We start from the raw sequence: 14,768 nt of genomic DNA, 5'->3' as shown, positions 1-14,768 counted from the left end.
CAGCGGAACATGCGCGGCGGTGACTAGGGTGGGTCGGCTGTCCACGTTCCGGGCCCGTATCGACGTCCCCGGCGACCCTGACGCCCCATGTGTCCCTTCAACACCGTGTCCATGGCGTGCGTCAACGGCGTGCGCATCATGCCGGGGTGGTGGCGGTGACGGTGTGCGCCCTGCCGTGCTCTCCAGCGCCCCCTTCGCATCCGGCGTCACGACTTGGCGCCTCCATGTATTGACTAGCTCTATTCAGGCAGTCAGGATGTGAATAAGGAAAGCAACAATCCGGCTAGGAGGCAGACCATGTCAGGACCCCGCCCCGTACGAGCGCCCCGCGGTACGGAACTGAGCGCCCTGGGATGGCAGCAGGAAGCCGCCCTGCGGATGCTGCAGAACAACCTGGACCCCGAGGTCGCCGAACACCCCGACAAGCTCGTCGTCTACGGCGGCACCGGCAAGGCGGCCCGCGACTGGCGCTCCTTCGACGCGATGGTCCGCACGCTGCGGACGCTGAAGCAGGACGAGACGATGCTCGTCCAGTCCGGCCGCCCGGTCGGCGTCATGCAGACCCACGAGTGGGCCCCGCGCGTCCTCATCGCCAACTCCAACCTCGTCGGCGACTGGGCCAACTGGGAGGAGTTCCGCCGCCTGGAGGCCCTCGGCCTCACCATGTACGGCCAGATGACCGCCGGCTCCTGGATCTACATCGGCACCCAGGGCATCCTCCAGGGCACCTACGAGACCTTCGCCGCCGTCGCCGCGAAGAAGTTCAACGGCACCCTCGCCGGGACGATCACCCTCACCGCCGGCCTCGGCGGCATGGGCGGCGCCCAGCCGCTCGCCGTGACGATGAACGACGGCGTCGCGATCTGCATCGACGTCGACCCGCGCGCCATCGAACGCCGTATCGAGCACCGCTACCTGGACGTGAAGGCCGACTCCCTGGAGCACGCCCTCCAGCTCGCCGTCGAGGCCCGCGACCAGCGCAAGCCGCTCTCCATCGGCCTGCTGGGCAACGCCGCCGAACTGCTCCCGCGCATGCTCGCCGAGGGCGCCCCCATCGACATCGTCACCGACCAGACCTCGGCGCACGACCCGCTGGCGTACCTGCCCGTCGGCGTCGACTTCGACGACATGGCGGACGCCGCGGCCAAGGACCCGGCCGGCTTCACGACCCGCTCCCGCGAATCCATGGCCAAGCACGTCGAGGCCATGGTCGGCTTCATGGACGCCGGCGCCGAGGTCTTCGACTACGGCAACTCCATCCGCGGCGAGGCCCAACTCGCCGGATACGAGCGGGCGTTCGCCTTCCCGGGCTTCGTCCCCGCCTATATCCGGCCGCTGTTCTGCGAGGGCAAGGGCCCCTTCCGCTGGGCGGCCCTGTCCGGCGAGGCGTCGGACATCCACAAGACGGACCGCGAGCTCCTGAAGCTGTTCCCGGAGAACGAGTCGCTGCACCGCTGGATCAAGATGGCCGGCGAGCGCGTCCACTTCCAGGGCCTGCCGGCCCGCATCTGCTGGCTGGGCCAGGGCGAGCGCGACAAGGCGGGCGCCCTCTTCAACGACATGGTCGCCGACGGCACGCTCGCCGCGCCGCTCGCGATCGGCCGCGACCACCTCGACTGCGGCTCCGTCGCCTCCCCGTACCGCGAGACGGAGGCCATGCTCGACGGCTCCGACGCGATCGCCGACTGGCCGCTCCTCAACGCCATGGTGAACGTCGCCTCCGGCGCGTCCTGGGTCTCCATCCACCACGGCGGCGGCGTCGGCATGGGCCGCTCCATCCACGCGGGCCAGGTCTCGGTCGCCGACGGCACGAAGCTCGCGGGCGAGAAGATCCGCCGCGTCCTGACGAACGACCCCGGGATGGGCGTGATCCGGCACGTGGACGCCGGCTACGACATCGCCGAGCGCGTCGCGGACGAGAAGGGCGTGCGCGTCCCCATGCGCGAGGGTGACGACGCGTGAGCTTCCACAGCATGTGGACGGAGCTGCTGCCGGTCGGCCGCAGCTCCGCCTCCGGCGGCTACCGGCGCTACGCCTGGACCGGGGCCGACGCCGACTGCCGGGCCTGGTTCAAGGGACAGGCCGAAGCGCGCGGGCTGGCCTACGAGGTCGACCGCAACGGCAACCAGTGGGCCTGGCTCGGGGATCCGACGGCCGGGGACGCGGTCGTCACCGGGTCGCATCTCGACTCCGTGCCCGACGGCGGCGCCTTCGACGGCCCGCTCGGCGTGGTGTCCTCCTTCGCCGCCCTCGACGAACTGCGCGCACGGCAGGCCGAGTTCACCAAGCCCCTCGCCCTCGTCAACTTCGGCGACGAGGAGGGCGCCCGCTTCGGGCTCGCCTGCGTGGGCTCCCGGCTCACCGCCGGACAGCTCACCGTGGAACAGGCCCACAAGCTCACCGACGGCGACGGGGTCACCCTCCCGCGGGCCATGGAAGCCGCCGGGTTCGACCCCGACGCCATCGGCCCGGACCCGGAGCGGCTCGCCCGCATCGGCGCCTTCGTCGAACTCCACGTCGAGCAGGGGCGCGCGCTGGACCTCTCCGGCGACCAGGTCGGCATCGCCAGTGCCATCTGGCCGCACGGACGCTGGCGGTTCGACTTCCGGGGCGAGGCCAACCACGCCGGCACCACCCGCCTCGTGGACCGGCGCGACCCGATGCTGCCGTACGCCGAGACCGTGCTCGCCGCCCGCCGCGAGGCCCGGCTCGCGGGCGCCGTCGCCACCTTCGGCAAGATCTCCGTCGAGCCCAACGGCGTCAACGCCATCCCCTCCCTGGTGCGGGGCTGGCTCGACTCCCGGGCCGCCGACCAGGCCACCCTCGACGCCGTCGTCGCAGGGGTGCAGGACGCGGCGCGCGACTACGCCGAGGTCCATGGCATCGACCTGGACATCGTCCGTGAGTCGTTCACGCCCGTCGTCGAGTTCGACCACGCCCTGCGCGACGAACTCGCCCGTATTCTCGGCAGGGAGCAGGACCCCGAGCTGAAGATCCCGGTCCTCGGCACCGGCGCCGGACACGACGCCGGGATCCTCTCCGGAGACATCCCCACCGCCATGCTGTTCGTGCGCAACCCCACCGGCGTCTCGCACTCCCCGGCCGAGTTCGCCGCCGAGGACGACTGCGTGGCCGGCGTGCACGCCCTCGCCGACGTACTGGAAGGACTGGCCTGCAGGTGACCTCCACGCAGCGGACACGGACGTACTGGCTGGAGCACGCCTGGCTCGACACCAACGTCGAACCGGGCGTCGCCCTCGAGGTGACGGACGGCCGTATCACCGCCGTCCGGACGGGCGTCGACTCCCCGCCGCCCGGCGCCGAGCCGCTGCGCGGCCTCACCCTCCCGGGGCTGGCGAACGCCCACTCGCACGCCTTCCACCGCGCCCTGCGCGGCACCGTCCAGGTCGGCTCCGGCACCTTCTGGACCTGGCGCGAGATCATGTACTCGATCGCCGACCGGCTGACCCCGGAGACCTACCACCAGCTGGCCCGCGCGGTGTACGCCGAGATGGCGCTGGCCGGCATCACGGCCGTCGGCGAGTTCCACTACCTGCACCACGCCCACGGCGGCACCCCCTACGCCGACCCCAACGCCATGGGCGAGGCCCTGATCGAGGCCGCCGCCGACGCCGGCATCCGCATCACCCTCCTCGACACCGCCTACCTCTCCTCCGGCTTCGGCCAGGCCCCCAACGCCCACCAGCTCCGCTTCTCCGACGGCGACGCGGACGCCTGGGCCGAACGCTGTTCACTTCTCAAGGAACGGGATCACGCGAGGATCGGGGCGGCGATCCACTCCGTACGGGCCGTGCCCGCCGACCAGTTGGCGACGGTGGCGCGCTGGGCCGAGGAGCGCCGGGCGCCGCTGCATGTGCACCTGTCCGAGCAGACCGCCGAGAACGACGCCTGCCGTCAGGCCCACGGCCGCACACCCACCCAGCTCCTTGCCGAGCACGGCGTCCTCGGCCCGCGCACCACGGGCGTCCACAACACGCACCTCACCGACGAGGACATCGCCCTCCTCGGCCGCTCCGGCACCGGCACCTGCATGTGCCCGACGACCGAACGGGACCTCGCCGACGGCATCGGCCCGGCCGTGGCCCTCCAGGCCGCGGGCTCACCGCTCTCCCTCGGCTCCGACAGCCACGCCGTCATCGACCTGCTCGAAGAGGCGCGCGCGATGGAGCTGAACGAGCGGCTGCGCACCCGCACCCGGGGTCACTGGACGGCGGCCGCCCTGCTGCGCGCCGCCTCCGCCGACGGCCACGCGGCCCTCGGCAACCCGGACGCGGGCGACCTGGAGGCCGGCGCGGTCGCCGACTTCACGACGATCGCCCTCGACTCGGTCAGGACAGCGGGCCCGCTGCCCCGGCTCGGCGCCGAGACGGCCGTATTCGCGGCGACCGCGGCGGACGTACGGCACACGATCGTCGCCGGACGGCACGTCGTGCGCGACGGGGCGCACACGCTCGTCCCGGATGTGCCGCAGGCCCTGGCGAGGGCCGTCGCGGCCCTGCACAGCTGATCACCGCTTCCCGCCCGGCCACCCACGAGGACACCATGAGCAGCACCGGCACGACGACCGTCATCACCAACATCGCCACGCTGGTCACCAACGACCCCTCCCCCGGTGACAGATCTCCCCTCGGTCTGATCCAGGACGCGGCCGTCGTCATCGACGGCGACCGCGTCGCGTGGACCGGTGAATCAAGCAAAGCACCCGCCACTGACAATCGGGTCGACGCCGGCGGCCGGGCCGTCCTCCCGGGCTTCGTCGACTCCCACTCCCACCTCGTCTTCGCGGGCGACCGCACGGAGGAGTTCAACGCGAGGATGTCGGGCCGCGGTTACACGGCGGGCGGCATCCGGACGACGGTGGCGGCGACGCGCGCCGCGAGCGACGAGGAACTCGAGGCGAACGTCGTCCGTTTCCTCGCCGAGGCGCTCCGCCAGGGCACCACCACCTTCGAGACGAAGTCCGGCTACGGCCTGACGGTCGCCGACGAGGCCCGCGCCCTGCGCCTCGCGGCGAAGCACACCGACGAGGTCACGTACCTCGGCGCGCACATCGTCTCCCCCGACTACGCCGACGACCCGGCCGGATACGTCGCGCTGGTCACCGGCGAGATGCTCGACGCCTGCGCCCCGCACGCCCGCTGGATCGACGTCTTCTGCGAGAAGGGCGCCTTCGACGGCGACCAGGCCCGAGCGATCCTGACGGCCGGCAAGGCGAAGGGACTGCACCCGCGCATCCACGCCAACCAGCTCTCCTACGGCCCCGGCGTGCAGTTGGCCGTCGAACTGGACGCGGCCAGCGCCGACCACTGCACCCACCTCACGGACGCGGACGTCGACGCGCTGGCGAGCGGCGAGACGGTCGCGACGCTCCTCCCGGGCGCGGAGTTCTCCACCCGGGCGCAGTGGCCGAACGCCCGCCGCCTGCTGGACGCGGGCGTCACCGTCGCCCTCTCCACGGACTGCAACCCGGGCTCGTCCTTCACGTCGTCCGTGCCGTTCTGCATCGCGCTCGCGGTGCGGGACATGGGGATGACCCCGGACGAGGCGGTGTGGTCGGCGACCGCGGGCGGCGCGGCGGCCCTGCGCCGCACGGACGTCGGCCGGGTGGCCCCCGGCGCCTACGCCGACCTGACCCTCCTCGAAGCCCCCAGCCACGTCCACCTGGCCTACCGCCCGGGCGTACCACTCGTCTCGGGCGTGTGGAGGCGGGGCCGCCGCATCGTCTGAGCGGCCCCGGCCGGTTTCCGGCGCCATTCCGTTCGTCTGCTGATTGGATGCGTGGAATGAATGGAACTCAGTCCATAGACACCCCCTGGGGCATGTCGGTGTTCGGCGCGGCGAGCGTGGACGGCACACCGGACCTGGCCCGGCTGCGGGTGGCGATAGCGCAGACCAGGCAGCGGCCCGGCGAGGCGTTCGAGGTCACGCGGGGCGGCGTCAACCAGATCCGAGAGGTGCTGCGCGGATACGGAATTCCCGACACCGCTGTGTCGACATCGCGTCTGAACCTGAAGTCCTCGTGGGCCTACGGCAATGAGCGCACGTTCCTCGGCTACGAGTGCACCGCGTCGTTCGTGATCGAGCTGCGCGAACTCGACCATCTGGAGACCGTGCTCGTCGACGTCGTCGAGGCCGGGGCGAACCAGGTCGACGGTGTCGAGTTCGACGTGAAGGCGAAGAAGGAGCTGCGCGCACGGGCCCGCACGGCCGCGGTGGCCGCCGCCCAGGAGAAGGCCGCGCTGTACGCGGAGGCAGCCGGTGTCCGGCTCGGTCCGGTCATCCACATCAAGGACGTGGACTCCGACCAGCTGCAGAACAACTACCGAAGCCACAGCAGCGGTGGCGGCGCCGGGGGCGAGGGCGACCTGACCCCCGGCAAGGTCACCGTGTCGGCGGGAGTGCTCATCGGCTTCTCGCTCATCGGCGGCTGACGACGCACGCGTGGATCAGCGAGTCGGTGCGTATCGCAGTCGTCAGGTCGCCCCCGCTCGCCACAGCTGGTCTCCCGCCTCGTCCAGCGGGTTCAGGGACACCCCGCCGCTCGCGTCCGCCGTCAGGGCCGTCTCTATCGCGATCGCCGGGCGGATCGTCCCGTCGGCGTCCACGGTGAAGCGCAGGTTGTCGCCGTGGCCGCCCTCCACCGACGCGCACTCCCACACCCCCACGCCCTTGTCGACGGAACCCCGGCTGTCCAGGCAGTAGTCCTGGTCGGCGGAGGACTGGAAGACACCGCGCGCCGCGTCCACCCGCCACCGCTGGCTGGGAGAGGCGGAGCACGGCGCCGTCACCACGTCCGTGCCGTTGTCGAAGTCGCCCGCCACCTCCAGGCACCGCCCCGTGGCGACGTTCACGACCTGGGCGTACGCGCCGCCGGGTGCGTGAGTCGGGGAGGGGGCGGGGGTGGGGGTGGGGCTCGGTTTCGGCCCGGCCGAACTCGGGGGTGCCGACGGGGACGGGCCGGCCGGCGCGGGCGTGGCCGAGACGGTCGCCGTCGTCGTCGCCGTGACCGTCACCTGCGGGGCGCTCGACGGGGCCGTCACCACCGCCCCCGCCGAGTTCCGCGAGTCGCCCGAAGGCGAGAGCAGGAGCACGGCCAGGACGGGTATCACCGCCACTCCCAACGCCGCCGACGCCAGCACGACGCCTCGGGGTGCGCGTCGGGCGGCGGTCGGTTCCCCCGCCTCGGACGGCTCCCGTTCCTCTCTCGCGTACGCGGCCCCGCCCCACGGCAGCAACCCCTCCGCCAGCGCCCCGCGAGGGTCCGCGCGCAACGCGTGCTGCTCCTCGTAGGCCGTCGCGCAGTGCGGGCAGTGGGTGCGGTGGGCCTCCAGGTCGGGGCTGTGCCGCGCGCCCTGCGGGCGGACCGACTCCTCGATCAGCCGACGGAAGTCCGCGCAGCGCGGATCGTCGGAGGCGGCGAGGCGCAGACGGAGGGCCGTCTGCGCCAGGGACTGGAGCGCGGGGGCCGTTCCGTAGGTGACGTCCTGCGTCGTCAGACCGAGCAGGCCGGCCGTGCGCTCGACGGGCTCGCGCTCCAACACGCCGTACCAGACCAGGCCTTGGGCGTCGGAGGGAAGGGAGCGCAGCGCGGTGAGCAGCGGCGGCCTCGGGCCGCCGTGGGCTGCCGTGTTGAGGACCAGGAGGAGCCCCGCGTCCAGTCCGCCCGCCCGGTCGTCCGCGGCCCAGCCCGCCGCGACCTGCCCGGTCAGCAGCAGCAGTCGGTGCCGCCACGGGCCGCCGGGGTCGGTGCCGCGTGCCGTCTCCCGGGCCGCGAGCGTGAACGCCTCCGCCGCCAGTCGCCGCGCGGCCGGCTCGCTCGTCGTGCACAGCCGGGCGTACGCCAGGACGGCCGGGTGATGGCGGGCGCGCAGCTCGCGCAGCGCCGGGTAGGCCGTGGCGGGGGCGGCGCGCAGCAGCTCGGTGAGGTGCGCGTCGGAATCCATGAGGTCGCCTCCGATGCTGACGTACCAGTCAGTCTGGGGTGGAGGCGACCTTAGTGGCGACGGGCGTCCCGTGGGGAGGTTTCCGGGGGTAACCGGAGAGGGCGAGGGGGCGGCGCCCCGGGGCCGAGGGGCGCCCGGGACGCCGCCCCGGCACCGTCCGCCGCCGTCATTCCTCCAGCGTCAGCCCGTTGCGCAGCCGTACCAGCGTCCGGGACAGCAGGCGCGAGACATGCATCTGGGAGATGCCGAGTTCCTCGCCGATCTCCGACTGGGTCAGGCCGACGACGAAGCGGAGGGAGAGGATCTGCCGGTCGCGGGACGGGAGTTCGGCGATCAGCGGCTTCAACGACTCGACGTACTCGATGCCTTCGAGGCCGTGGTCCTCGTAGCCGATGCGGTCGGCGAGGGCGCCTTCCGCGTCGTCGTCCTCCGGCTGCGCGTCCAGCGAGGAGGCCGTGTACGCGTTCGACGCGGCCATGCCCTCGACGACCTCCTCGTTGGAGAGGCCGAGGCGCTCGGCCAACTCCCCGACGGTGGGCGCCCGGTCCAGCTTCTGGGCCAGTTCGTCGCCCGCCCTGGCCAGATCGAGCCGCAGCTCCTGGAGTCGGCGCGGAACGCGCACCGACCACGAGGTGTCACGGAAGAACCGCTTGATCTCGCCGACGATGGTCGGCATCGCGAAGGTCGGGAACTCGACGCCGCGCGACAGCTCGAAGCGGTCGATCGCCTTGATCAGGCCGATGGTGCCGACCTGGACGATGTCCTCCATCGGCTCGCTGCGGGAGCGGAAGCGGGAGGCGGCGAACTTGACCAGCGCGAGGTTCAGTTCGACGAGCGTGTTACGGACGTACGCATAGTCGTGCGTGCCCTCTTCGAGGGACTCGAGGCGCGCGAACAGGGTCTTGGACAGGGCCCTTGCGTCGACCGGGCCGATCTCTGCGTACGGGGGGATCTCCGGAAGTCCGGCGAGGGCGTCGGTGGGGTCGACGTCCTGCACCGCGTCCTGTGCGATGGGTTCCAGATGTTCTTGTTCCGGAGGGGGTGTCGACGTCGCTCCGCGGGTAGGCGGTGCATGCGGTGCGTCGAGCCGGGGTGACATGGATGTCCTCCATCGTTCTCGGCGTATGGCTGCCGAAGCCGGTGAGTGCACTTCGGTGTGCGGCGCCTCCAAAGCCGGCCGTGGTCGATTGCGTGTCCCTACTAGCCCTACCCGCTTTACTCGACCGATCGCAAGTGGCTTTTGTTGAGGTATGTCCGTTTGTGTGTGATTGTTCGGGTGTTGGCGTGCGGGTCCAGGGCGTAGGGTTCGAGGGCGTCATCAAGCAGTTCGCGACCCCGGGAGAGAGACGGCATGGACCGCGGGACGGTCGGCAGCGCACAGTCTGGCCGGCTTCTGGTCGAGGTGCGGGAAGAGGGCTCCAGCGCCGTCGTGACTCCGGCGGGTGAGTTGGATCACCACACCGCCGATCTGTTGCGTGAGCCACTCGAGGAATGCCTCTCCAAGGGGCTCAGTCGCCTGGTCGTGGACTGCACGCGCCTGGAGTTCTGCGACTCCACAGGGCTGAACGTGCTGCTCGGCGCCCGTCTGAAGGCGGAGGCGGCCGGTGGCGGGGTCCATCTGGCGGGGATGCTGCCCGTGGTGGCGCGGGTCTTCGAGATCACCGGCGCGGACGCGGTCTTCACCGTGCACGCCACGGTGCAGGCGGCCTTGGCGGACGACGGCTGACCTTCACCGACTGTCGGCAAGGGGAGGGTGTTCCACCGGTTCCCCCGGGCAGGAGACATCCTGAGCCCGAACATGTCGGCGGCAAGTCCGACGCAAACGCCGTCGGGCTGCGTATTAGGTACGAGGAACCAGAGACTAGGACCAGGCGCCAAGTACTTCGTACAGAATCTGTAGAGACTCGACTTCTGAATTGTGAATCGGTGAATCGGTGAATCGGTGAGGTGAAGCGCTGATGAGCACCACCCGGCCTTACGGCGCTTCCGGGGCGTCCGGGTCGTCCGGCGGCCGCCAGGTACGGCGGCTGGACTTCGACGGCGCCGGCGGGGTCGTCCCGCTGGCCCGCGACTTCGCCCGTCAGGCGCTGTACGCCTGGGGCTGGCTGCCCGCCGCCACCGCCGACCGGCGCGCCGCCGCGGAGGACGTGCTGCTCGTCGTCTCCGAACTGGTCACCAACGCGTGTCTGCACGCCGAGGGGCCGGACGGAATGGTCATCGGCTGCGACAACAAGGTGATCCGCGTCGAGGTCTCCGACCGCGGCACGGGCCAGCCCGCCCCGCGCACCCCGCACCGCGCGGGCCGCCCGGGCGGCCACGGCATGTTCATCGTCCAGCGCCTCTGCCTGGACTGGGGCGTCGTACGCACCCCGGGCATCGCGGGCAAAACGGTCTGGGCAGAGTTGGGCGCCCCGGCCTGACACCCTGAAAGGGCCCCCAGGCGTCCCCGAAGTTCGCCCACGCACGTCCCCTGAGGGCTCCGCTGGTAGTGCCGCGACATGCCGTCGTTTTGCCGCGGCGCCGTCGTGGCTGGTCGCGCAGTTCCCCGCGCCCCTTCAGGGCGCTTCCGAACCGCAGCCGACTTCGCCCGACCCGCCTGAAGTCGTGTGCCGGATCGTCACAACTCCGGCGCGTACGTTCTCTTCCCTCCTCATCGCCCCGGGCGTACCTTGACGGCTCAATCTGATGCCTCGTCAGTAATGGCGGGGCGGGGGAGTGAGGGGACGGACCGTGTCGAACCGGAAGCGCACCGCCGCGCTCGCGACTGCCGCGGCCCTGGCCGGCTCGGCGGTGTGGATGGCCGCCCCGGTGGCCATGGCCGAGGTCGTGAACGTCAACTACACCTGCGATACGCCCATCGGCGTGAAGACCGCCGTCTCGCCCATCGACATCAAGGGCGTCAAGAGCGGCAGCGGCTACAAGATCACCATGTCCTGGCAGAAAGGCGTCTCCTCCAGCCCCATCGAACTCGGGGCGGGCGCGATGAAGCCGAGCGCCACGATCAAGCTGGGCGGCGCCGACAGCGGCACGCTGACCGTCACCGGTGCCGCCAACCAGGCCGCGATCCCCGAGAACACCCCCATCAAGATCAACGACCTGAGCGGCACGTACACCCCGAAGGAGTCCGGCAAGGTCACCTTCACGGCCGGCGTGCTCACCATCAAGGCCCTCGGCACGACGACGACCTGCACACCCTCCAACTCCCCGGGCCCGTCCCTCACCCTCGACGTGACGGCGGCGGGCGGCGGCACGACCGGCGACGGCGGATCGGACGACTCCGACGCGCTCCCGCAGACCGGGCCCGAGGACTCCGCGATCGCCCTCGGCACCCTCGGCGCCACGGTGCTGCTCGCGGGCGCGGCGGGCGCCCTGTGGCTGACCAGGCGGGGCCAGACGGCGCGCGCCCGCCGCTGACCGGACCTTCGTGGAAGTGCTGGAGCCGCCGATGCCGTACGCCACCGCCGCCGTTGCCGCCCGTGCCCTGTTGGTCTCCCTGCCGCTGTTGTCGGCAGCCACCCCTGCTCCCGCTCCTGCCTCCGCTGCCGCTGCGACTGCCGGTTGGTCGGCCGCGCCGGCGGGTGGCGGACGGCCGTCCTTCTACGCGGAGGGCGCTCCCGGGGCGGTGATCGAGGACACGGTCGCCGTGACCAACCGGGGCGCGCAGCCGCTCACCGTACGGCTGCGCGCCGCCGGTACCGGTACCGGCGGCCTGCGGGTCGCCTTCGCCGGACCGGCCGACGCGGGCCTCGGCATCCCCGCCCGCACCCGCGCCGAGGTGCCCTTCACCGTGACGGTCCCGGCGGACGCCCGCTCCGGCGACCGCGCCGGCGAGATCGTCGTACGGGACTCCACCGGCCGCGAGAGCGCCGTCCGGCTGCTGATCCGGGTCGGCGGTCCGGAGCTGGCCGCGCTGACCGTCGAGCACGTGGCCGTGCGCGGCGACCGCATCACCTATGAGCTGGTCAACCGCGGGACGACGGCCCTCGTCCCGCGGCTGGCCGTGCACGCGGACGGGGTCCTCGGCGCCGTCCTCGACCGCGCCCCGCGCACCCTGCCCGTCCGACTGGCCCCGGGCCGCCGTCTGAAGCTCGACGAACCGTGGCCCGACCGCCCGACCCTGGACGCCGTCACCGTGCGTCTGACGGTCACCGCCCCCGGCGCGACCGAGGCGACCGGGCGGGCCTCGGCGCGGTTCGTGCCCTGGGGTGCGACGGCGGGCACGGCGGCGGCCGGTGCGCTGTCGGCCGCGGCCGTCGTCGCGGCCGTACGAAGACGTCGTCGCCGCAAGCCGAGCCGAGGGGGAGCGTTGTCGTGAGAGGCAAGCCGCGGATGACGGCGCCGGCCCTGGCCGCGCTCCTGCTCCTGCTCCTGCTTCCGCTGCCGTCGGCCGGTACGGCCTTCGCCGCCGACAAGCCGGTGGTCAAGCTGTCCGAGGCGCAGGCGGGCACGGGCGGTTCGATCACGGTCAGCGGCAGTGGCTGGCGCCCGCGCACGCTGCTGATGCTGCTGCTCTGCGGACAGGCGACCCCGGCCCGGGGCGTGATCGGCGGCACCAACTCCTGTGCCAACGCCGACGGACGCGCCGTCACCACCGACGCCGACGGCCGCTTCAGCCGGACCCTGCCGGTGGCCGAGCCGCCGGTGCCGTGCCCCTGTGTGGTGCACGTGGCCACCGCGACCGGCGCGAAGGCGCAGGCCGACGCGGTGTTCCAGGTCGCCGGGCACCCGGTCGAACCGCTGCCCGAGCAGACGACCGGCGGACGCCTCTCCGTGCTCAGCGACACCCGGCTCGACGGCTCCGACGGCCTCCTCACCTGGTTCGGGGCGCCGCCCGACCGCACGCTGGTCTTCACCGTCGGCAACGTGGGCACCGCGGCCGTGGAGAACCCCGTCTTCCAGGTCGGCACCGCCCACGGCGTGTTCTCCCCGCAGTGGGACGAGCGGCAGTGGCACGGCACGATCGACCCCGGCGGAAAGGCCCGCGTCGAACTGCCCGTCGAACTCGGCGCCGGCGCCCACGGCGACTACACCGTCTCGCTGAAGTACGGCGGGAAGGTCCTCGCCGAACAGCCGTGGGGCGTGGGCCGCCCCTGGGGCGTGACCCTGTTCTGGATCCTGCTCTGCGTGGTGGTGCCGACGGCGCTCTTCCGCATCGGCATGGCGGTGGTCGACCGGGTACGCCCGCGCCACGCGGCCCGCCGGCCCGCCCGCGCGCCCTGGCGCAGAAGCCGGACATCGGCGCCGGCTCCCGCACCGCCCACCACCACCCCGAACACGACTCTGCCGTGGTTCGGCCCGGACACCGGTCCGGGCACGGCCGCGGCGGGCCGGCTCTCCGCACCGCACGAAGAGCGATCGACGAGTCCGGAGAGTCATACGACCGACACGACTCCCACGACTCCCGGCAGGAAGGGAAACACGTGAGTGAGAGAGCCACACCACCCGACCGTGCGCCCGCGCGCAAGACGCGCAAGAGCGCGGCGGCCGCGGCCGCCGCCGTCATGCTCACCGGGGCGGCCGTCCTGCTGGGCGTGACCGCCGGGCAGGCGCAGGCCGCCGAGGTGGCCTATGCGACCAAGTGCGTCCCGCCGCCGGGCATCGGGCTGCCCGACGTCAACGGCACCACCAAGGTCGAGATCACGGCGCCGGCCACGGCGAAGGTCGGCGACACGGTGGACATCGTGTGGAAGTTCACCCAGGCCGCGTCGAAGAACCCCGACATCATCGATCTGCCCGCCGACTCGGTCCAGCCGTCCGGCACCCTCAAGGCGGCCGGGGCGCAGACCGCGGACATCGCGATGGTGGGGACGCGCACGAACCCGGCGATCCCCAAGGGCAGCGACATGGTGCTGTCCAACATGACGGGCACGCTGAAACTGACGGCGGTCGGACAGGTGACGCTGACCCCGGACGCGTACGTCGTCAACGCGCTGTCGACGAACACCAACTGCGCGCCGACGGAGCCCGTCCAGCCCGCCGCGACCATCACCGTGACGGCCGCGAACAGCGGTTCGAGCTCGGGTTCGCCGTCCGGGTCGACGTCGCCGAGCACGTCCACCTCGCCCAGCAACTCGGCGTCACCGTCGTCGTCGTCCTCGGCCAGCCCGTCCGCCTCGGCGACCGGCGACGGCCAGACCGACTTCACCGGCAAGGTCGTCGACATCCCCTACACCTGCGACACGCCCCTCGGCATAAGGAAGGCGACCTCGCCGATCCAGATCAACGCCAAGAAGAGCAGCGGGAGTTACGACCTCACCGTGCAGTTCAAGAAGTCGGTGATGGACAGCCCGATCGACATCCCGGCCGGCAAGGTGAAGCCGACCATGCAAGTCACGCTCGGCGGCGCGGACACGGGCTCGGTGAAGGTGGAGGGCCCGCTGAACTCCGCGGCGATCCCGCAGGGCCAGCCGATCGAGATCCCGGACCTCGTCGGCACCTACAAGCCCGGCGCGACCGGTGAGTCCACGCTGTCCCCGGGCGTCCTCACGATCGAGGCCGCGGGCACGACCACCACCTGCACCCCGGACAAGACGGCCGTCTCCCTGACCCTGAACACGCAGGAGCAGGCGTCCGGCGCGTCCGGCGGCTCCGGCTCGTCCAGTACGTCCACGAGCGGCGGCCTCGCGGAGACGGGCTCCGGCGACCACGGCGCCCTGAAGGCCCTGGGCCTGGTGGCGGGCACAGCGATCCTGCTGGGCGGAGCGGTCTTCACGTTCATGCCGAGAAGAAGGGCGAGCTGAGGCTCGGCCTTCAGGACGAAACGGGGAGGGCCGCATACCCACGCGGGTATGCGGCCCTCCCCGG

At 72.3% G+C, this 14,768-nt stretch carries 13 protein-coding genes; 11 read left to right on the top strand and 2 right to left on the bottom strand.

Annotated elements, in window-relative coordinates; translation table 11 throughout:
* Window positions 1-297: 297 nt before the first annotated feature.
* The 5 genes from hutU to ABZ725_RS16145 are packed head-to-tail and all read left to right on the top strand — an operon-like array spanning window position 298 to window position 6,452.
* Window positions 298-1,962 carry a urocanate hydratase gene (hutU, locus tag ABZ725_RS16165; protein ID WP_358803306.1) on the top strand — a complete coding sequence of 555 codons (1,665 nt, stop codon included), beginning with the start codon at window positions 298-300 and terminating at the stop codon, window positions 1,960-1,962.
* Window positions 1,959-3,182 carry an allantoate amidohydrolase gene (locus tag ABZ725_RS16160; protein ID WP_358803305.1) on the top strand — a complete coding sequence of 408 codons (1,224 nt, stop codon included), beginning with the start codon at window positions 1,959-1,961 and terminating at the stop codon, window positions 3,180-3,182. Before hutU ends, ABZ725_RS16160 begins: the two co-directional genes overlap by 4 nt.
* The gene (locus ABZ725_RS16155; protein ID WP_358803304.1) at window positions 3,179-4,528 is read left to right on the top strand and encodes a formimidoylglutamate deiminase; all 1,350 of its coding nucleotides are present in this window, start codon (window positions 3,179-3,181) and stop codon (window positions 4,526-4,528) included. The genes ABZ725_RS16160 and ABZ725_RS16155 overlap by 4 nt, the downstream gene beginning before the upstream one ends.
* A gap of 35 nt (window positions 4,529-4,563) precedes the next feature.
* Window positions 4,564-5,748 (top strand): imidazolonepropionase, encoded by a 1,185-nt coding sequence (hutI, locus tag ABZ725_RS16150; RefSeq protein WP_358803303.1) that lies wholly within the window; start codon window positions 4,564-4,566, stop codon window positions 5,746-5,748.
* A 56-nt stretch (window positions 5,749-5,804) separates the two neighbouring features.
* Window positions 5,805-6,452 (top strand): SIMPL domain-containing protein, encoded by a 648-nt coding sequence (locus tag ABZ725_RS16145; RefSeq protein ID WP_358803302.1) that lies wholly within the window; start codon window positions 5,805-5,807, stop codon window positions 6,450-6,452.
* A gap of 42 nt (window positions 6,453-6,494) precedes the next feature.
* Here ABZ725_RS16145 and ABZ725_RS16140 read toward each other — a convergent pair whose 3' ends face one another.
* Both ABZ725_RS16140 and ABZ725_RS16135 read right to left on the bottom strand, forming a co-directional pair.
* Entirely contained in the window at window positions 6,495-7,964 is a 1,470-nt protein-coding gene (locus ABZ725_RS16140; protein ID WP_358803301.1) for an RICIN domain-containing protein, read from the bottom strand.
* A gap of 166 nt (window positions 7,965-8,130) precedes the next feature.
* Entirely contained in the window at window positions 8,131-9,063 is a 933-nt protein-coding gene (locus ABZ725_RS16135; protein ID WP_358803300.1) for an RNA polymerase sigma factor SigF, read from the bottom strand.
* Between the two features lie 252 nt (window positions 9,064-9,315).
* On the opposite strand from ABZ725_RS16135, the gene ABZ725_RS16130 reads away from it, so the two are divergent.
* The 6 genes from ABZ725_RS16130 (at window position 9,316) to ABZ725_RS16105 (ending at window position 14,704) form a co-directional block, all read left to right on the top strand.
* Window positions 9,316-9,690 carry an STAS domain-containing protein gene (locus tag ABZ725_RS16130; protein ID WP_351919198.1) on the top strand — a complete coding sequence of 125 codons (375 nt, stop codon included), beginning with the start codon at window positions 9,316-9,318 and terminating at the stop codon, window positions 9,688-9,690.
* Window positions 9,691-9,922: 232 nt separating this feature from the next.
* Complete coding sequence (locus ABZ725_RS16125) at window positions 9,923-10,384, top strand: ATP-binding protein (RefSeq protein WP_358803299.1); 462 nt, start codon at window positions 9,923-9,925, stop codon at window positions 10,382-10,384.
* 310 nt (window positions 10,385-10,694) lie between these two features.
* A complete protein-coding gene (locus ABZ725_RS16120) occupies window positions 10,695-11,378 on the top strand; it encodes an LPXTG cell wall anchor domain-containing protein (protein ID WP_358803298.1) in 684 nt (227 codons plus the stop codon).
* Between the two features lie 31 nt (window positions 11,379-11,409).
* The gene (locus ABZ725_RS16115) at window positions 11,410-12,279 is read left to right on the top strand and encodes a hypothetical protein (protein WP_358803297.1); all 870 of its coding nucleotides are present in this window, start codon (window positions 11,410-11,412) and stop codon (window positions 12,277-12,279) included.
* Window positions 12,276-13,388 (top strand): hypothetical protein, encoded by a 1,113-nt coding sequence (locus ABZ725_RS16110; protein WP_358803296.1) that lies wholly within the window; start codon window positions 12,276-12,278, stop codon window positions 13,386-13,388. Before ABZ725_RS16115 ends, ABZ725_RS16110 begins: the two co-directional genes overlap by 4 nt.
* A gap of 77 nt (window positions 13,389-13,465) precedes the next feature.
* Complete coding sequence (locus tag ABZ725_RS16105) at window positions 13,466-14,704, top strand: hypothetical protein (protein WP_358803738.1); 1,239 nt, start codon at window positions 13,466-13,468, stop codon at window positions 14,702-14,704.
* Window positions 14,705-14,768: the final 64 nt, after the last annotated feature.

The organism is Streptomyces sp. NPDC006872, assembly GCF_040635845.1.
In the GTDB taxonomy this organism is placed as follows: domain Bacteria; phylum Actinomycetota; class Actinomycetes; order Streptomycetales; family Streptomycetaceae; genus Streptomyces.
The sequence above is the reverse complement of the archived record's forward strand: the minus strand, read 5'-3'. Positions and strand labels throughout refer to the sequence as shown.